General features: G+C 65.3%; 15 protein-coding genes and 1 riboswitch. Of the genes, 6 read left to right on the plus strand and 9 right to left on the minus strand.

Annotated features, from left to right (window positions below; translation table 11 throughout):
• Window positions 1-57 precede the first annotated feature (57 nt).
• Window positions 58-152: riboswitch (TPP riboswitch) on the minus strand.
• 41 nt (window positions 153-193) lie between these two features.
• The gene (locus ACPPVV_RS17085; protein WP_426701061.1) at window positions 194-859 is read right to left on the minus strand and encodes a TetR/AcrR family transcriptional regulator; all 666 of its coding nucleotides are present in this window, start codon (window positions 857-859) and stop codon (window positions 194-196) included.
• 265 nt (window positions 860-1,124) lie between these two features.
• Between ACPPVV_RS17085 and ACPPVV_RS17090 the strand changes: the two genes are divergently transcribed.
• The gene (locus tag ACPPVV_RS17090) at window positions 1,125-1,784 is read left to right on the plus strand and encodes a protein-L-isoaspartate O-methyltransferase family protein (RefSeq protein ID WP_426701062.1); all 660 of its coding nucleotides are present in this window, start codon (window positions 1,125-1,127) and stop codon (window positions 1,782-1,784) included.
• A 32-nt stretch (window positions 1,785-1,816) separates the two neighbouring features.
• A complete protein-coding gene (locus tag ACPPVV_RS17095) occupies window positions 1,817-3,178 on the plus strand; it encodes a TolC family outer membrane protein (RefSeq protein WP_426701063.1) in 1,362 nt (453 codons plus the stop codon).
• Between the two features lie 76 nt (window positions 3,179-3,254).
• On the opposite strand, the gene waaA is transcribed toward ACPPVV_RS17095, so the two are convergent.
• Complete coding sequence (gene waaA, locus ACPPVV_RS17100; protein ID WP_426701064.1) at window positions 3,255-4,520, minus strand: lipid IV(A) 3-deoxy-D-manno-octulosonic acid transferase; 1,266 nt, start codon at window positions 4,518-4,520, stop codon at window positions 3,255-3,257.
• Between the two features lie 135 nt (window positions 4,521-4,655).
• On the opposite strand from waaA, the gene lpxL reads away from it, so the two are divergent.
• Together lpxL and ACPPVV_RS17110 are read left to right on the plus strand one after the other, a co-directional pair.
• Window positions 4,656-5,573: an LpxL/LpxP family Kdo(2)-lipid IV(A) lauroyl/palmitoleoyl acyltransferase gene (gene lpxL, locus ACPPVV_RS17105; protein ID WP_426701065.1), complete on the plus strand. Its 918-nt coding sequence runs from the start codon at window positions 4,656-4,658 to the stop codon at window positions 5,571-5,573.
• A 68-nt stretch (window positions 5,574-5,641) separates the two neighbouring features.
• A complete protein-coding gene (locus ACPPVV_RS17110; RefSeq protein WP_426701066.1) occupies window positions 5,642-6,553 on the plus strand; it encodes a VirK/YbjX family protein in 912 nt (303 codons plus the stop codon).
• Between the two features lie 13 nt (window positions 6,554-6,566).
• Here the strand turns inward: ACPPVV_RS17110 and ACPPVV_RS17115 are convergent, their stop codons facing one another.
• The 6 genes from ACPPVV_RS17115 to ACPPVV_RS17140 form a co-directional block, all read right to left on the minus strand.
• The gene (locus ACPPVV_RS17115; protein WP_426701067.1) at window positions 6,567-7,355 is read right to left on the minus strand and encodes a glycosyltransferase family 2 protein; all 789 of its coding nucleotides are present in this window, start codon (window positions 7,353-7,355) and stop codon (window positions 6,567-6,569) included.
• Entirely contained in the window at window positions 7,342-8,607 is a 1,266-nt protein-coding gene (locus tag ACPPVV_RS17120; RefSeq protein WP_426701068.1) for an O-antigen ligase family protein, read from the minus strand. The genes ACPPVV_RS17115 and ACPPVV_RS17120 overlap by 14 nt, the downstream gene beginning before the upstream one ends.
• A gap of 67 nt (window positions 8,608-8,674) precedes the next feature.
• A complete protein-coding gene (locus ACPPVV_RS17125; protein ID WP_426701069.1) occupies window positions 8,675-9,802 on the minus strand; it encodes a glycosyltransferase in 1,128 nt (375 codons plus the stop codon).
• Between the two features lie 77 nt (window positions 9,803-9,879).
• On the minus strand, window positions 9,880-10,089 hold the full coding sequence (locus ACPPVV_RS17130; RefSeq protein WP_426701070.1) for a zinc-finger domain-containing protein: 210 nt from the start codon (window positions 10,087-10,089) through the stop codon (window positions 9,880-9,882).
• Between the two features lie 141 nt (window positions 10,090-10,230).
• Window positions 10,231-10,815: a YceI family protein gene (locus tag ACPPVV_RS17135; protein ID WP_426701071.1), complete on the minus strand. Its 585-nt coding sequence runs from the start codon at window positions 10,813-10,815 to the stop codon at window positions 10,231-10,233.
• 37 nt (window positions 10,816-10,852) lie between these two features.
• The gene (locus ACPPVV_RS17140; protein ID WP_426701072.1) at window positions 10,853-11,446 is read right to left on the minus strand and encodes a malonic semialdehyde reductase; all 594 of its coding nucleotides are present in this window, start codon (window positions 11,444-11,446) and stop codon (window positions 10,853-10,855) included.
• Window positions 11,447-11,581: 135 nt separating this feature from the next.
• Between ACPPVV_RS17140 and ACPPVV_RS17145 the strand changes: the two genes are divergently transcribed.
• The gene (locus tag ACPPVV_RS17145; RefSeq protein ID WP_426701073.1) at window positions 11,582-12,571 is read left to right on the plus strand and encodes a mitochondrial fission ELM1 family protein; all 990 of its coding nucleotides are present in this window, start codon (window positions 11,582-11,584) and stop codon (window positions 12,569-12,571) included.
• Between the two features lie 94 nt (window positions 12,572-12,665).
• On the opposite strand, the gene glnE is transcribed toward ACPPVV_RS17145, so the two are convergent.
• Complete coding sequence (gene glnE, locus ACPPVV_RS17150) at window positions 12,666-15,509, minus strand: bifunctional [glutamate--ammonia ligase]-adenylyl-L-tyrosine phosphorylase/[glutamate--ammonia-ligase] adenylyltransferase (RefSeq protein ID WP_426701074.1); 2,844 nt, start codon at window positions 15,507-15,509, stop codon at window positions 12,666-12,668.
• Between the two features lie 191 nt (window positions 15,510-15,700).
• Here glnE and ACPPVV_RS17155 point away from each other — a divergent pair, with 191 nt between their 5' ends.
• Window positions 15,701-17,584 carry an LTA synthase family protein gene (locus ACPPVV_RS17155; RefSeq protein ID WP_426701075.1) on the plus strand — a complete coding sequence of 628 codons (1,884 nt, stop codon included), beginning with the start codon at window positions 15,701-15,703 and terminating at the stop codon, window positions 17,582-17,584.
• Window positions 17,585-17,643: the final 59 nt, after the last annotated feature.

The following is a 17,643-nucleotide window of genomic DNA, read 5'->3' on the forward strand; positions in this document are numbered from 1 at the left end:
TTTTGCGAGGTACTCGCATGCACAACAAAGCGGTGGCACCGGACACACGTCGATGGGCGATCGTGCGACGAAGCTCCCTACACCGGTGCTAACCGGATCAGGTTCGAAGGGACTCTCTCAGCCGACCGTAGTCGGCACCCCCGCTTCAAAACAGCGGCTATTCAAACACGAAGCAGGGGTGGCAGGCGAGCGCCTAGTGCGACTGTGCAGGGCGCGGCAGGTAGGCACGCAGGAACATCTCGACGCCGGCGCGTGCCGTGGTCTCGATTTCCTCGATGTAGCTTTCCGGACATCCGGTACAACCGAACATCTGGCGCATCATCAGGTTGCCCTTGATCAGGGTGAGAAACTGCATGCTGGCGCGTGACACGTCCCCGATATCCAGCTGGGCGGCGTCAACCGCCTGCTGCAACAGGCGTTCCATCAAGCCATGGGTACGTGTCGTACCTTCTTCCCAGATCAGCTTGCCGTAGCGCGGATTGCCCTGGCGGCAGTCGCTGAGGATGGCGCGGAACGTGCCGACGGTTTCGGCATTGCAATCCAGATGTGCGTGGGTCAACGCCACTCGCATCAAGGTGTCGCGGATATCGACTTGCGGATCGAAGAAATAGGTTTCCTCGGGCAGCAGGTCCTGGATGCGCGAACGGATCACTTCGCGGAACAGGTTGTCCTTGTCACCGAAATGGCTGTACACGGTGAGCTTGGATACACCGGCGTCGGCGGCAATGGCGTCCATGCTGGTACCGGCGAATGCGTTGCGTATGAATAGCGCCTTGGCCGCGACCAGAATGGCGGCACGCTTCTCCATATCCTTCGGGCGACCGGGGCCCTGGGGTCTGATTTGCGCGCTGGTATTCATGCCTCCACCTTCACAAACGGAAATTCGAGCTTTATTATACGCAGCGGTTCAATTATTTTCCATGAACGGCTCCGATCCCTGATTCCGGCGCCGCTGCGCCGTGTCCGGCAGCAGGTGACGTCCGTCAACCGGTTGCGGTGACTTCCGGCACTTCGTGCGCTGGTATACAACCCGCAGGCTTGTCACTGTCGGGCGTGTCATTGTAGGGCTGGGCCCAAGCGCTTATCCTTCTTGACCTTTTTCGATCCAGACGGAACACGAACAGATGGCGATGAATATCGAACAGGCGCGGCTGAACATGGTGGAAAACCAGGTCCGCCCGTGGGAAGTGCTGGATGGGCGCGTGCTGGACGTCATCGCCCGCGTGCGCCGCGAGGATTTCGTTGCCGCCGAACATCGCCGACTTGCCTTCGCCGACCTGTGCCTGCCGTTGGGCCACGGCGAAGTGATGATGAAGCCGGTGGTGGAAGGCCGCGTGCTGCAGGCGCTTGAACTGCTGCCGACCGATCACGTGCTGGAAATCGGCACCGGTTCGGGTTTCCTCAGCGCCTGCCTGGCGACGTTGTCGGCCCAGCTGACCAGCGTGGACATCCATGCCGATTTCACCGCTGCCGCCGCCGCACGCCTGCAGGCCGCCGGCTTGGTCAATGCGCGTCTGGTCACCGGCGAAGCCGTGCGCGAGTGGCAGCCGGAAGGCCTGTTCGACGCCCTGGTCGTGACCGGTGCGGTATCCGAAATTCCGCCGCGCTGGCTGACCTGGCTCAAGCCAGGCGCCCGTGCCGTGGTGGTGCGCGGCCAGTCGCCGGTGCAGCACGCCACCTTGTTGACCCATGAAGGCGCCGGCCGCTATCGCGAAGAGACCCTCTTCGAGACCGACCTGCCGTACCTGACCCACGCCGAACCGTCGCCACGGTTCGTCTTTTGATCAAGCCCCAACCGATCCCCATGAGGCAACCCATGCGTTTGAAGCTGCTCACCCTTGCCCTGGCCCTGGCCGCCATCTCGCTGCCCAGCCACGGCGAGGATCTGCTCGATGCCTACCACGATGCCCGCGCCAACGACCCGGTGCTGTCGCAGGCCGATGCCACCAGGCTGGCTACCGGCGAAGGCGTCGACCAGGCGCGCGCGCTGTTGTTGCCGCAGATCAACGGCACCCTGAGCCTCAGCCAGACCAATGGCGGCGGCGGTACCAGTTTCGAGGACCCGAACAACCCCGGCAACTTCATCAATACCAGCCAGTTCGGTCATACGCGCACCCGCAGCATCAACGGCACGCTCAACCAGACCGTGCTCGACTTCAGCAAATACGCCAACCTCAAGGCCGCCCACTCGGCCTCCGATGCCCAGAACGAGCTGTATGAAGCCGCGGCGCAGGAATTGTATGCGCGCGTGGCCGCGGCGTACTTCGGCGTGTTGACCAGCGAAGACGAGCTGACCTACGCCAAGGCCAACGAGGATGCGTTCCGTCAGCAGTACGAACAGTCCGACCAGCGCTTCAAGGTCGGCCTTTCGGCGATCACCGATGTCTATCAGGCCAAGGCCTATTACGAGGCGGCCAAGTCGCAGACCATCGCCGCGCAGAACACGCTCAACGACGCCCGCGAAGGGCTCACCCAGATCACCGGCAAGCCGACCGGCGATCTGAAGAAGTTGCGCGACGACCTGCCGATGGACCCACCCGCGCCGGCCGATCAGGACAGCTGGGTCAAACAGGCGTTGCAGACCAACCCCAACCTGCTTGCGCAGAAGAGCAGCGTGGAAACGGCCGAGCACAACATCAGCGCGGCGCGTGCCGGCCATCTGCCTACCATTACCGCAGGCGTCACCTACGGCAAGAATGCCAGCTGGTACCAGAATCCGCAGCCTGGTTTCGGTTCGTCCGAGAATGGCCGCTCCTCGACCACGATCGGGCTGACCCTGAACGTGCCGATCTTCTCCGGCGGCATGACTCAATCGCTGGTGCGCCAGTCCATCTATCAGCGTGATTCCGCCACCGATGCGATGGAATCGCAGCGGCGCCAGGTGGTGCGTGACACGTTGAACTACTACCGTTCGGTGATCGCCGGCATCGCCCAGGTGGAATCGGCCAAGGCGTCGGTGGATTCCGGCCAGAAAGCACTGGAGGCGACCCGCGCGGGTTTCGAGGTCGGCACCCAGACGATGACCAACGTGTTGCTGGCGATCCAGACCCTGACCTCGTCGGAAAGCAGCTACTCGCAGGCACGTCACCAGTTCATCCTGAACAAGCTGTTGCTCAAGCAGACTGCCGGCACGGCCGACCTCAAGGACATCCAGGACATCAACGCGCTGCTGCAGTAAATCTGCGACACGTCGTCCAGCAAAACGGCCGGGATCACACCCGGCCGTTTTGCTTTGCGGCTGTTCGCGCAGGCAGCTATTCCTGCAGCAACGAATCGATCAACTGCATGATCCGCTGCACCGCCCCGCGCTCGCGCTCGAAAACCTGCTGCGCGGCATGGCCCATCCGTTCACGCCGAGCCCGATCGAGCAGCAACTGCAGCACGTCCGGACCCAGCCGCTCGACGTCCGCCACGCGTTCGGCACCACCTTGCTGGATCAGGCTGCGGGTGATTTCCTCGAAATTGAACGTATGCGGTCCCACCAGCACGGGCACCGACAGCGCCGCCGGTTCCAGCACGTTGTGCCCGCCGATCGGTACCAGGCTGCCACCGATAAACGCGACCTCGGACGCCGCGAAGAACGGCATCAGCTGACCCATGGCATCGATCACGAAAACCTGGTGCGACAGCGACGGCACCTCGTCGATGCTGCGCGTGGCAACCGCAAAACCCAGGCTGCGCACCGCGTGCTCAACAACACGGAATCGTTCGGGATGCCGCGGTGCAAGCAACAGCAGTGCGTCCGGCAACCGCTTCAACACCTGCAGATGCGCCTCCAGTGCAGCCACCTCCTCGCCTTCGTGGGTGCTGGCGGCCATCCATACCGGCCGCCGCGGCCCCCAGTGCTCGCGCATCGCCGCACCGACGGCCACCGCACCGTCCGGTATCGGCATGTCGAATTTCATGTTGCCGGTGACCAGGATCTGCTGTGAATCGGCGCCGAGCAGGCGGTACCGCGCTGCATCGGTGCGTGATTGTGCGGCGATCAGGCGCACGCAACGCAGCGCCGATCGCAGCAGCCCGCGCAGCGGCGCATATCCACGCAGGGAGCGTTTGGACAATCGCGCATTGACGATCATCAGCGGTATGCCGCGATGACGGCAGGCGAAATACAGGTTTGGCCAGATCTCGGTTTCCACGATCAGGGCCAACCGCGGCCGGACCTTCTTCAGGAAGCGACCCACCGCGTTCGGCAGGTCGTAAGGCAGATAGACATGGAACACGCTGTCGCCAAACAGCTGGTGCACGCGCGCCGTGCCGGTCGGGGTGACCGTGGTGATCACCAACGGCGCATTGGGATAATCCCGCTTCAACGCCTTGATCAGCGGCTCGGCCGCGTTGACCTCACCCACCGACACCGCGTGCACCCACAGGCTGCCACTGAAACCGGGCGCATCGAAGAAGCCGAACCGCTCCGGCCAGCGCCGATGATACGGACGCGAACGCACGCCACGCGCAAGCAAGCGCAGCACCAGCAGCGGCATGACCAGATACATGGCGAAGGTGTAGAGATAACGCAATGTCGACGCCTTTCGGTTCAACGCGGCAGTATACGAGAGCGGAGAACGGTGAACGGAACGGGGTCGCCAGGAGCATCGCAAACCCGGTCAGCTCAACCCGTTCCCGCCTCCACTACAATGCCCCCGATGCCCGGCATGCCCCGTCCCACCTTCACCCGTTCGCTGCTAGCGCCAAACCATTGGCCAGCATGGCTGGGCGTGGCCGTGATCTGGCTGATCGCACGCCTGCCACAGGGCGCCCTGATGGGGATCGGGCGATGCATCGGTGCGCTGGTGCTGCGGTTTCCTTCGCCGCGCCGACGCATTGCCGAGGCCAACATCGCGCTGTGTTTCCCGGAACTCGATGCCACGGCGCAGGCGGCACTGGTCGATGCAAACCTGCGCGATATCGGCTTGATGCTGGTGGAGTTCGCGCTGGGCTGGATGGGCAGCGATCGGCGCATGGCGGCCATCCCCACCCGAATCGAGGGGCTGGAGCATCTCGAGGCCGCGCGCGCGCAGGGCAAGGGTGTGTTGCTGGTGGGCGGGCATTTCTCGCATCTGGAGCTCTGCGCACGGCTGGTCTCGCAGCGCATCCGCATCGCCGGCATGTACCGGCGGATGGATTCGACCGTATTCGAATGGGTCGTGCTGCGCGCACGGCTGCATTACGCCGACGCGATGTTCGAGAAGGACGACATCCGCGGCACCGTGAAATACCTGCGCAACGGCGGCACCCTCTGGTACGCGCCGGACCAGGACATGCGCAGCAAGGACACCGTGTTCGTGCCCTTCTTCGACGTACCGGCGGCGACCATCACCGCCACCCACCATCTGGCGCGGATGTCCGGTGCGGTGGTGATCCCGTTCTTCCATCGCCGCCTCCCGGGCCGCGCGGGTTATGCGTTGCGGCTCGGTGCGCCGCTGGAAGATTTCCCCGGCACCGACGTGCTGGCCGACACCGCGCGGATCAATGCCTGCATCGAACAGATGGTGCGCGAAGCTCCCGAGCAATACCTGTGGGTGCACAAGCGCTTCAAGACACGTCCGCCCGGCCAGCCCACAATCTACTGACGCGTTGAAAGCCTGGTTAAAGGTTGGCGCGGCTACTATGCCGCGCCCTCCCCTCCCCACACTTCAACATGTCACCTCATCTTTTCTGGCGCTCGTTGCGTCATCGCCATGACTGGCGCGGTTCCCTCTTCAAGCGCGGCGGTTGCGCGATCAAATACGCGATACGCAGTGCCCGCGACGGCGAACTGCACGCAGCATGGCTTGATTTCATCTACCACCATCCGGTGATGACGGCGATGCTGACGAAGGACCCGCGTTTGCTCGAACGACCGCAGCACGACTACATCAACCGGCGATTGAATCGGTTCGAGCGCTACGCCGTGATCGCGGATCACTACCGGACGGTACTCACGACTTTTCCACCCGGCCTGTGCGAGTCGATCTACCTCCACGGCCAGTTTCGGGTAGGCACGCTGTCACTCAAGGACGGCACGGCGTTGCTCATCGAGTTGCGCCGGCCCACCGGCCGTGGTCGCGAGGGCGAGTTGTGCTTGTGCCTGGCCAATGCGACGGGCCAGATGCTGTCTTCGATGATCTTCAGCATCGCCGATGGCGGCCACACCCTGTTGCTGGGTTGCGTGCAGGGCGCTGCACCCGCGCTCGGTCGCGAGGCGGTGCGCGATTTGACCAAGCAAAGTCATGGTCTGCGTCCGAAGAACTTGTTGCTTTCGATGGTGCGGGCACTGGCTCAGCACAACGGCGCGATCCGCGTGCGCGGGGTCAGCAACACCGCGCATCCCTTCGCCGGACAGGCCGACAAGATCAAGGCCGATTACGATAGTTTCTGGCTGGAATGCCACGGCACACTCGACGAGTCAGGTTTTTACGAGCTGCCTGCGCACGAACCGGTGCGCGAAGAAATACACATCCCAAGCAAGCATCGTTCGGCGTTCCGCCAACGCGAGGCATTGCGCCGGGAGGCATGCGCGCTGCTGCTAGCCACGCTCGACGGGCGCGAGGACCTGGCGCTGGTAGTCTGAGCTTCCGCGTCGTCTACGGATCGATGCCGGTTTCGCGCGACGCCGCTGTCCGCTTGCGCCTGCGCAACTCGTACAACTTGGCGTATTTCAAAAACGCATAAAACGCGTGGATGCGCGCCGCGATGAAGCCTGCCCAGCCGGAGCGCCAATGCCCGCGCAACAGGTAATACCGCAGGAAGGCCACCGTCGGGTAGGCCACCATGCGCAGCCGCAGCCATGTCACCTTGCGCCGCCCGAGATCCGCCAGTTGCATGCTGGAATAACGATTGGCCTTGCTCGCGCGACCGGCGATGTCGGGTTCGCCGTAGTGGTCGATCACTACGGCGAGCGTACCTACCGATCCATCCACCTGCACCGATTCATGCACTTCATGGCCACTCATCCGCGCATGTCGACGGTCGAACAATCGCACGTAGTGATTGAGCCGGCTGCGCATGGATTGCCAGCGCCAGAATTGCCACTCGCGCCGCCACAGCTGGTAACCGGCATGAACCGGCGCCAGCAAGGCCTGCTGCAGCAGCGTGGATCCATCGGCGGTCAGCGATTCGTCGGAATCCAGCAGCAATACCCAACGATGGCTGGCCAGATCGATCGCCGCCTGTTTCTGCGCGCTGTAGCCGGCGAACGGCTGCGTGTGGATGCACGCGCCGTAATGCGCGGCGATCGCCACGGTGGCGTCGGTGGAACCCGAGTCCAGCACCACGATCTCGTCGGCCCAACTTACGCTGCGCAGGCAGGCGTCGAGGGTGTCGGCGTTGTTGAAGGTGGTCACCACCACCGACAGTGGCTCACGCCCGCTCATCGTCGCCCTCCACGTACAGCGCCGCGCACCACAAGCCCAGCAACCAGGCAAACAGCAGACCCCACCACGCCGAATAGAAGGCCAAGTGGGTATTGAGCGGAAACAGCATCACGCCCAGTGCCAGCGTGGCCGGAAAGGCGCGCGTCCGTGCCGCCGTACCCACACCTCGCCATGCGCGCCACGCCAGCGCGACCGCGGCCAGCCACAGCAACAGGCCGATCGTGCCGGTCTCGGTGAGCACCTCCAGCACCAGCTGATGCGCATGGCAGGCGCCCTCGCCCACGCCGCAGGCTTCGGCGGACACCACGAAGTGATCGTTCGCCGGCGCATAGCGCGGATACGCGTAACGGAAATCGCGCACGCCGACGCCGTTGATCGGATGTGCCTCGAACATGCCCATGCTGGCGTGCCAGATGTCGAGCCGTCCGCTGAGGGCGGTATCGACCGACTGACCGGTGCCGTGCAACGCCAGCAGGGTGCGATCCATCCGATCCTGGAAACGCGTTGAGGTTTTCCAGGCAACGCCTCCGGCCAACGCGAGCACCACCGCGGCGATCGCGCAGAAGCCGGCGAAGCGCAACGGCGATTTCGCTTCGCGCCAGGCAAACCCCAGCGCCACCAGTGCGTAACACAGCCAGGCCGCGCGTGAGCCGGCCAGCAAGATCGGACCGAGGATCAGCACGAAGGCACCCAGCAGACCGCCCAGGCCCCAGCGCCGCCGCGCCGCCCACAAAGCGAACGGGGACAGCACGGCCAGCGTCGGACCCAGCTTCAGATTGTCCGCGCCGAAAATGCCGGAGACGCGCTCGGCCTCGGCATGTCCGCCCAGGCTCCAGCCGGTCAATGCCTGCAACCACGCGTCGACACACCACAGCGCCACGACCCATGCCACGGCGACATACAACGCCTGCAGCTTGCTCTGGCGACGGATCGCGAAACAGGCGTACCAGCCCAGCGGCAGGTAACGCAGCGCCGCGGCCACCGTGCCCCAGCTCTTGCCAGGCATGATCGCGTCGACGGCAGACAACAGCGCCGCGCCCACGTACGCGGCCAGCAGCCACAACAACAGGCGTGCGCCCGCATGTTCGCGCAATGCATGCGGGTTGCGCGCGAACAGCAAGATCACGCCGAGCAGGCACAGACACGTGCCCAGTTCCGAGCTTCGTCCGGACGGCAGCAGCGCGATCACCAGCCAGAACGGCAGCAACGGCGATTTCAGCGCGGCCTTGAGTGATGTGCCGAAGGAATTCATGCGCGGATCGGAGCGGGGACGATCCGGCATTGTAGGCGAGCGAGAACGCGCGCGGACGCGTGGGTTCTCAGCCGCTGGCGACTTCGTCGTACAAGGCCAGCGTGGCCTGCTGCATGTCGATCAGGCGATAGCTCTGCAGCGGCGAGATCGGCGGCGCGACCCGCAGCAATTCGGCGGCACGCTCGACCAGGCGCTCGCGATCGCCCGGCGGCACGCGACCGGCCGGATACAACTCGGCCAGCAATTCGCCGACGCCACCGTGCGCATAGCCGAGCACCGGCCGGCACAACGACAACGCCTCGATCACCGTGCGCCCGAACGATTCGGGCTTGTTCGACAACTGCAGGATCAGCGCCGATATCGCGTAGATGTCGCGAACGTCGTCGCGCGGCGGCGTCAACACCACCTGCGAGGTGACCCCGAGCACCTTGATCAGCTCGCGCAACTCGGCCAGGTACGCCTCACGACCCGTTTCGACCACGCCCAGCAGCAACAACCGCGCCTCGATGCCGCGACGCTTGAGATCGGCCAGCAGTTCGATCGCGTCGTGATGACCTTTCAGACGCGTGCCGCGGCCTGGCAAGGTCAGCAACGGTGCGCCGGCCAGTGCCGGATATTCGGCGAAGAAGGCTTTCTGCCACGCATCGTCCGGCCGATGGCCATAGGGAAATGCCGCCGGATCGATGCCACGCGGGATCACCCGCACCTTGGCCGGCTCCAGCCAGCGGTAATGGCTGAGCACATAATCGCGCAGGGTTTGCGAAACCGCGATCACCCGCTCGCCGCGCAGCAGGATGGCGCTGTAACGACCCGGCGAGTTGAGCCCGTGCACGGTGGTGACGAAATGTGGCTGCGGGGTCATGCCCCTCAACGCCCACCAACCCAGCCATGCCGGCAGCCGCGAACGGGCGTGCACGATGTCCGGTTTCAGTTCACGCAACACGCGCCGCAGCGCGCCAAGCTGGGTCAGCGTGCGCAACGACTTGCGGCCCAGATCGAGCGTCACATGCTCGCTGCCTTCGGCCTGCAGCTGTTCAACCAGGCGTCCGCCGGCCGAAATCACCACCGAACGGTGGCCGGCCTGCACCAGGGCCTTGGCGATTTCCAGCGCCGAGCGCTCCGCACCGCCAGACTGCAGCGCGGGGATCAGTTGGACTACAGTCAGCAGCTTGGCGGGTACGGCAATGCTGGACATGAGCTCTGGGCTGGAAGCTTTCATTCTTCAATGGCAAGCAAAAACGGTGCCGCCATCGATCCGAACCGCACCGACAGTCAGTCGCGCAGTATGTAATGCGCGCCACAGTAGGCACAGGTGGACTCGCCGCCATCGTCGACGATCGGCAGATAGACCTTCGGGTGTGAATTCCAAAGCTCCATGCCGGGCATCGGGCAGGACAGCGGCAGGTCGGCGCGCGTCACTTCGTAACGATTTTCGGCATTTGCCGGCACCAGCGGCACCGTCGCGGAAACAGGGGACGACATCAGGGGGCTCCAGACTCCATATCAGGCGGCAAATGGTAGCAGGCCGCGGCCCTCGGCCGGGCGCGGCAAGCTGTACCGCTACCAGCGGGCAAAAAAAAGCCGCGCCATGATGGCGCGGCTTCCCGGAGCCTTGCCCTGGGCTTAATTGGCCTTCGGCACCGAACCTTCGGTGGTGATGCGGATGGTGATGTCGTCGCTGACGTTCGGCACATAGGCGCCGACGCCGAAGTCCGAACGCTTGATACTGGCGGTGGCGTCGAAGCCGATCGACTGCGCCTTGCTCATCGGGTGCGGGCCGACTTTGTTCAGCGTCGCGTCCAGCACGACCGGTTTGGTCACGCCATGCACGGTGAGGTTGCCGGTGACCTTGAACTTGTTGCCACCCAGCGGCTGCACGGTGGTGCTCTTGAACGTCACCGTCGGGTACTTGCCCGCGTTGAAGAAATCGGCTTCCTTCAGATGCTTGTCCAGCGCCGGCACATGCGTGTCGAGCTGGGCCAGCGGCAGGGTCACGTCCACGCTGGACTTGGCCGGCTGCTGTTCGTCGAACACCACGGTGCCCTCGCCCAGGCCGAAGTCGGCGGTGGGGTTGGAATAGCCGAAGTGATTCCAGCTGAACAAGACCATGGTATGGCTCGGATCGAGCTTGTAGGTGACCGGGGCAGCCTGTACCGACACGGCGGCGCCGAGCAGGCTGGCGAAAGCGAGATATTTCAGTGCACGCATGGGGAGTGATTCCTTGAAAGGGGTGGGCAACGCTACTTCAGGCGATCGTGCAGGCTTCGTCGAACGTCAGACGCGGGCTGCGCGGGAACAGGTTGCGGCTGGCATCGCCATAGCCGAGGCTGATCAGGAAATTGGACTTGATCGGGGTGCCGGCGAAGAACGCCGCATCGACGGCGTCGTTGTCGAAACCGGACATCGGTCCGCAATCGAGCCCGATCGACCGTGCCGCCATCAGCACGTAGGCACCCTGCAGGGTCGCGTTGCGGAATGCCGCGCTGTCGATCAACGGCTGGTTGCCGACAAACCAGCTGCGCGCATCGGCGTGCGGGAACAGTTTCGGCAGGTGCTCGTAGAACTCGTGGTCGGTGGCGATGATCGCGGTCACCGGCGCCTCCATGGTCTTGGCGCGATTGCCCTCGGACAGGAACGGCTCCAGCTTCGCCTTGGCTTCCTTCGACTTCACGAACACCACCCGCATCGGCGAGGAGTTCGCGCTGGTCGGGCCGAACTTGGCCAGTTCATAGAGCTGACGCAGTTGCTCGTCGCTCACGTCCTTCGGCAACCACGCATTGAATGTGCGCGCGTTGCGGAACAACTGGTCGACACTGGCCTCGGAAAGCAACTCGCTCATGGGTATCCTCTGCTGGAAGAAGCGCTGACGATGGCGCCTTGGCCTGCAAGTGTATAGGTGGGCGTAGACAAACAGACCACGCTGCGGGGAACGTACTGTGTTCATTTTGGAAACAATGCCACGACGTTCGCGGCCATGCTGAAGCTGCAGGGCGAATGCTGGGTCATCACCGACAAGGCGGCCGGCAACCAGCGCCAGGCACTGGCACTGGCCGAGTATCTGCAGATGCCGCTGCGTCACCTGGTGCTGCAACCGCGGACGCCATGGTCGTGGCTGGCACCTCGACTGGAGTTCGGTGGCCGGATCGCGCTGCCGGCGAACCAGCGTCGCTTGTTTGCACCGCCATGGCCGCAGGTCGCGATCGGCTGCGGCCGCGCGGCCGCCCTGTTCACCCGCATGCTGCGCCGGCTGTCCGACGGAGAGTGTTACACCGTGCAGGTCCTCGACCCGCGCATCGATCCGGCGCACTGGGACACGGTGATTGCTCCCCGGCACGACCACCTCGATGGTCCGAATGTGCTGCACTCGCTCGGCTCACTGAACTCGCTGGACGACGAGTGGCTGGCGGACGGGCGCGATTCCTGCCCGCAATTCGCCGAACTGCCGCAACCGCGCGTAGGTGTGTTGCTCGGCGGTCCGCGCCAGGGCATTGCGCTGAACGCCGCTTACGCGCGCCAGCTGGCCGCGCGTCTGCTCGAACGCCATTCCCGCGAAGGCGGCAGCCTGCTGGTGCTGGGTTCACGGCGCACGTCACCTGCGTTGATCGAGACTTTTCGCAACCTCCTCAAAGGCACGCCCGGCCTGGTCTGGGCCGGCCCCGACGATGGCCGCAATCCCTATCCCGGCGTGCTCGGCTGGGCCGATCGGCTGGTCGTCACTCCCGACTCGGTCAACATGCTCAGCGAAGCCTGCGCCGTCGGTTGCCCGGTACAGACCTTCGTCACCGCGCCGCTACCGGCGAAGATCGAGCGCTTTCACCAGGCTCTGCGTGATGCTGGCCGGTTGCAGGATCTGGACGAGCCCGCCGTCGCCGAACCGCTGCCTCCCCTGCGCGAAACCGCCGCGATCGCGGCCGAGCTGCGCGCGCGCATCGCCACGCGACAACAACAATTACAAGAAGCGTGAGCGTTCCGGAGGGGAAGAAACGCGCGTCCCTGCCGACCACCTGAGCCGCGACCGGGCAATGCCCCTGAACGCTTCGGTGGCTTCACCCGTCGATTCAATCGAAGGCGAAACCGAGCGCACGGGTCACCTCGCGCACGCTGGCGCCCAGCTGCTCGAGCTCCGCATCGCGCGAGGTGATGCGCGAACGCAGATCCAGGGTGCAGGCCAGCGCGCGTTGCAGCAGGTCGGCATGTGCCACGGTCAGGATCGCCGCCTGATCCGCGTCGAGCAGGCCGGTCGTGCGACACGCCTCGATCATGCCGGCGTTGGCGGTGACCCCCAGCAAGTCCGGCCGTTGGGCCGCGTGCGCCAGCACCAGACCCTGCAGCGCGAATTCGATATCGAGCAGGCCGCCGTGGCCCTGCTTGAGATCGAACTGGCGTTCGTCGGAACGATCGCGTTCGGCGCGCCAGCGCTGGCGCATGCTGCTGACGTCGGTGAGCACCGTCGCGCGATCGCGCGGCGCGGCCAGGATGTCGCGGCGGACTTCGGCGAGTTCGGCCTTCAATGCCGCGTCACCAGCCACCGGGCGCGCGCGCAGCAGCGCCTGGTGTTCCCAGGTCCAGGCGCGACTTTTCTGATACGCGGCGAAGGCATCGAGGCTGCTGACCAACAGACCCTTCGAGCCGTCCGGTCGCAATCGTGCATCGACTTCATACAGTCGGCCGCCGCGGGTCAGCACGGTGAGCCAGTTCATCACCCGCTGGGCCAGGCGCTGATACCAGCGCGCGCCTTCGAGTGGACGCGCGCCATCGCTCATCGCCTGCGCGCGCCGGCCGTCATAGACGAACACCAGGTCGAGGTCGGACGCAAAACCCAATTCCTCGCCACCGAGGCTGCCATAGCCGAGCACCGAGAACCCCGGGCCGTCACCAGGCAGACGGCCGTGCTGGGCGATCAGCTCGCGCTCTGCTAGCGCCAGCACGGCGCCGACCACTGATTCGGCCAGCGCCGCCAGCCGGCGCGAGGTGGATACCGCATCGGCACGCCCGTCGTTGAACGCCAGGCCAAGCCGGAACGCGGTGGACGACTTGAATTCGTTGATGCGTTCCAGTTCGGCTTCGGCTTCGCGCTCGTCCAGCGTAGTCAGCACGCGGGCGATCTCGGCGGCGATGTCGGCACGCTTGAACGGCAATTGATCGATGCGCGGGTCGAGCACATCGTCCAGCAGCAACGGTTGCGCGATCACCCTTTCGGCCAGAAAGGCGCTGTCGGCGAACAGGCGGGCCAGCCGCTTGCGCGCCGGCGGCTGTTCCTCCAGCAAGGCCAGGTACGACGAGCGCCGGGCCACCGTCTGCATGAGGCGGCACAAGCGCAGCAGGCTGGCTACCGGCGCCGCGGTGGAACGCGCGGCGTCGAACAGCTGCGGCATCAGGTGATCGAGACGTTCGCGTGAACGCGCCGACATCGCGCGAACCGGCGCCGCCTGCGGCAATTTGAGCAAGGCATCGGCCAGTTCCGCGCCGGGCGCGAAACCCGAGGCTTCGAGCACGGCGGCATCGAGCGATTCGTCGCAGGCACGCTGCCACAACACCATGTCCGCGGCGGGCACGCTGGCCGCGCGTCCGCCCTGCGGCATCAACACCGCCGCAAACTCCTCGCTGACGATGGCGCGATGGGATGCCAGCGCCGCGGCCAGCGTGTCCCAGTCGGCATAGTCCAGGCTCAGCGCGATGCGCTCGCGGCTGAGTGCATCGTGGGGGATGTCGTGGGTCTGTGCGTCGCGCAGCATCTGCACCCGGTTCTCGACCCGGCGCAACAGTACGTACGCCTCGCGCAGCATGCGCGCGCGCGCCGCGCCGATGTGACCGCGCGCCTCGCACGCCGTCAGAGCCGGCAACAGGCCGCGCACGCGCATCGATGGCTCGCGACCGCCGCGGATCAGCTGGGTCAGCTGCACGATGAATTCGATCTCGCGGATGCCACCGGGGCCGAGCTTGAGGTTGTCGGCCAAATCCTTGCGCGCCACCTCGGCATCGATCAGCGACTTCATCTCGCGCAAACCGGCGAACGCGGTGTAGTCGAGGTATTTGCGATAGACGAACGGTCGCAGCAGCTCCTGCAACTGTTTGCCGGCGGAACGATCGCCGGCAACCGGACGCGCCTTGATCCACGCATAGCGCTCCCAGTCGCGGCCTTCGCTCTGGTAGTACTGCTCCATCGCGGCGAACGACAGCGCCAACCGGCCGGCGTTGCCGAACGGGCGCAGGCGCAGGTCGACGCGGGCGCAGATGCCGTCCATGGTGGGCTCGTTCAGCAGGCGCACCAGCTGGCGGCCAAGCCGGATGAAATACTCGCTGTTGTCGAGCGAGCGCGCACCATCGGTCTGCCCCGCATGCGGATAGGCGAATACCAGGTCGATGTCGGAGGAGAAGTTCAGTTCGCTGCCGCCCAGCTTGCCGAAGCCGATCACCAGCAACCGCTGCAGCGTGCCGTCGAGGTTGCGGCTGCGGCCGTAGCGGGCGGCCAACGCCCGCTCGGACCAGCCCAGCGCGACATCCAGCAGCACTTCGTACAACACGCTGGTGGCGGAGAGCGTCTCGGGAAGCTCGTCCAGCCCGTTGACGTCGCGAAAGACCAGCCGCAACGCCTCGGCATGACGGAAACGCCGCAACGCCATCATGCAGGCATCTTCGTCGTCCGACAGTTTCAACGCGTCGATGCGCGCGCTGGCATCGCTGCCGGAGCGCAGCCGCTCCAGCCCTTGCGGTGCCAGCAACTGCGGCTGCCGGCACCACACGTCGAACGCGAAATCGCTGGCCAGCAGGGTGCGCCGGATCCGCTCGGCGACGCCCGCATCGTCGTGCAACGGCACCCCGACGGCACGGCAGCGGGCGGCGAGATCGGCGTAGCGATCGTCGATCAGTGCACGCAGTGCGGCGGATTCATGGGCAGGCATCGGCGCATTGTGCCGTACCGGGCGCCGACTGCCGAGCCATGCCGCCGGGAACGCTCCGTGCACCGAACTGCTTGCGGGGCGTTGAACAACTCGCGCGCAGGCCCGAAACTCGCCGTTTGCGCCTACACGCGGTTCATCTGCAGCCCACTACATTCGAGCGTCCATAACATGACAGCAACCGCAGGACGGCCATGCTCCTGAACTCCACAAACCCGCCCGGTCGCTGGCGTGCGCTTGCTCCGCGTATCGCGTTGACGCTGCTGCTGGCGTTGGCTTTCGTGTTGCTGACCGGCATGATCGATGGCGGGATCGGCGTCACGCCGCTGCGGCTGTTCGACCAGCCGCGCTTCCCGCTGGCCAATGCCTGGCCCGGCCTGCTGCTGGCCGGTGTGCTGCTGGCGCTGAGCCGGCGGGTGTTGCTGTCGTTCGGGCTGGCGTTCCTGCTGCAGGGCTTGCTGTACGCCATCAATGTATTGAAGGTCGCGAACCTCGGCACACCCTTGCTGCCCGAAGATTTCCGCATGGTCGGCCAGTTGCGCAAGGGCGGCATGCATTTGCTGTCCGGCTATCTTCCGCACAGTCCGTGGCCGTACCTGGGCCTGCTCGCTGCGCTGAGCCTGGTTGTGCTGGCGTGGCGCCTGGAGCCGCCACTGTTTCCCCGCCGCACCCGCGGCGCGCGACTCATGGCTGGCGTGGTGCTGGCAGCGACACTGGCCAGCATGCTGGCCGGCGTGACCACGTGGGGCAGGATCTACAACGCGAGAGTGCTTTGGCTGGAACCGTGGTCGGCCACATCCACCGCCACCCATTCCGGCCTGATCAGCTCGCTGATGATGTTCCACCTGCAATACGGTCAGGGCAAACGCAAACCCGACCGTGCCGCCGCCGCCCAGCTGATCGGACAATCCACGCCGGCACTGCTGCAATTGCTGCAGACGCCAACGACAACCGACAAGCTGCCCGACATCGTGGTGGTGCAGAGCGAGTCGTTCTTCGATCCGACCATCATGCGCGGCTACGAACACAGCAACTTCGCGCCGAACCTGCGCCGGCTCGCCGCGCACGGGATCAGCGGCAAGTTGCACGTACCTACGTTTGGTGGCGGCACCATCCGCACCGAGTTCGAGGTGCTTACCGGGCTGTCGCTGCGCTATTTCGACAACCTGCAGTTTCCTTATCTGCAGATGAGCCACAAGGCCGTGCCGAGCCTGGTGCGCACGCTGGGCGCACACGGCTACACGACGATGGCGTTGCACGGCAACGACCCGGCGTTCTGGAACCGCACGGCGGCATTCAAGGCCATCGGCTTCGACAAGTTCGTGTCTCAATCCTCGTTCCCGCCCGGCGCGGCGATGGACGGCAAGTACATGGCCGACAGCGCCATGACCGACGAGATCATGCAGCAGTTGAAGGACAGCGGCCCACCGCAGTTCATCTTCGCCATAAGCATCGAGGCGCACGGTCCGTACGATGTCGAGCCGACCCACGCCGCCGAACGCGACGCCATCCCGGTGCCCGATGGCATCAGCGGACGCGACAAGCTGGAACTGCAGACCTACCTGTACCACCTGAAGCACGCCGACGCCGAACTCGGCCGCCTGGTGAAGCAGCTGGCCCAGCGCCAGCGGCCCAGCCTGGTGCTGTTCTACGGAGATCACCTGCCGGCACTGAGCAACAGCTATCACATCACCGGCTTCGTCGATGGCGGCGACATGCTGAGCCAGGCGGGTGTCTGGTTGCTGGTCGATCCACAGCATCCGCGCCAGCGCATCCCGATGGATACCGCCGCCTGGTTGCTGCCCGGCAAGCTGCTGGCACAAGCCGGCATCCACGACGATCCCTATTTCGCGCTGACCGAGCTGGTCGGCCCGCAACTGGCAGCGCTTACCGAAGCACCTGGCGCACCGCCTCCTGTCGAAGGCAGCGACTTGCAGCGGCTTGACCAGGCGATGTCCAGCGTCGAGCAGCTGCGCATCAACGGCAAGCTCGACAAGCTGCTGCCGCAGGCGGCGACACCCGCGAGCGGCATCGTCCACAACTCGCCCCTGCCAACGCCGGCGACTGCCGGCCAGTAACGCCTCCAGCCGACGACCAAACCCCTTGCTGGGGCATGTCGGTTACCTCGCGGATGGCG

It is taken from the genome of Rhodanobacter sp. Col0626 (genome assembly GCF_049994385.1).
Classification (GTDB): Bacteria; Pseudomonadota; Gammaproteobacteria; order Xanthomonadales; family Rhodanobacteraceae; genus Rhodanobacter.

What these genes read in the sequence shown, in the direction of transcription:
- ACPPVV_RS17085 (WP_426701061.1), bottom strand. Translation starts at nt 859, where the DNA reads ATGAATACCAGCGCGCAAATCAGACCCCAGGGCCCCGGTCGCCCGAAG.
- ACPPVV_RS17090 (WP_426701062.1), top strand. Translation starts at nt 1,125, where the DNA reads ATGGCGATGAATATCGAACAGGCGCGGCTGAACATGGTGGAAAACCAG.
- ACPPVV_RS17095 (WP_426701063.1), top strand. Translation starts at nt 1,817, where the DNA reads ATGCGTTTGAAGCTGCTCACCCTTGCCCTGGCCCTGGCCGCCATCTCG.
- lpxL (WP_426701065.1), top strand. Translation starts at nt 4,656, where the DNA reads ATGCCCCGTCCCACCTTCACCCGTTCGCTGCTAGCGCCAAACCATTGG.
- ACPPVV_RS17110 (WP_426701066.1), top strand. Translation starts at nt 5,642, where the DNA reads ATGTCACCTCATCTTTTCTGGCGCTCGTTGCGTCATCGCCATGACTGG.
- ACPPVV_RS17115 (WP_426701067.1), bottom strand. Translation starts at nt 7,355, where the DNA reads ATGAGCGGGCGTGAGCCACTGTCGGTGGTGGTGACCACCTTCAACAAC.
- ACPPVV_RS17120 (WP_426701068.1), bottom strand. Translation starts at nt 8,607, where the DNA reads ATGAATTCCTTCGGCACATCACTCAAGGCCGCGCTGAAATCGCCGTTG.
- ACPPVV_RS17125 (WP_426701069.1), bottom strand. Translation starts at nt 9,802, where the DNA reads ATGTCCAGCATTGCCGTACCCGCCAAGCTGCTGACTGTAGTCCAACTG.
- ACPPVV_RS17130 (WP_426701070.1), bottom strand. Translation starts at nt 10,089, where the DNA reads ATGTCGTCCCCTGTTTCCGCGACGGTGCCGCTGGTGCCGGCAAATGCC.
- ACPPVV_RS17135 (WP_426701071.1), bottom strand. Translation starts at nt 10,815, where the DNA reads ATGCGTGCACTGAAATATCTCGCTTTCGCCAGCCTGCTCGGCGCCGCC.
- ACPPVV_RS17140 (WP_426701072.1), bottom strand. Translation starts at nt 11,446, where the DNA reads ATGAGCGAGTTGCTTTCCGAGGCCAGTGTCGACCAGTTGTTCCGCAAC.
- ACPPVV_RS17145 (WP_426701073.1), top strand. Translation starts at nt 11,582, where the DNA reads ATGCTGAAGCTGCAGGGCGAATGCTGGGTCATCACCGACAAGGCGGCC.
- glnE (WP_426701074.1), bottom strand. Translation starts at nt 15,509, where the DNA reads ATGCCTGCCCATGAATCCGCCGCACTGCGTGCACTGATCGACGATCGC.
- ACPPVV_RS17155 (WP_426701075.1), top strand. Translation starts at nt 15,701, where the DNA reads ATGCTCCTGAACTCCACAAACCCGCCCGGTCGCTGGCGTGCGCTTGCT.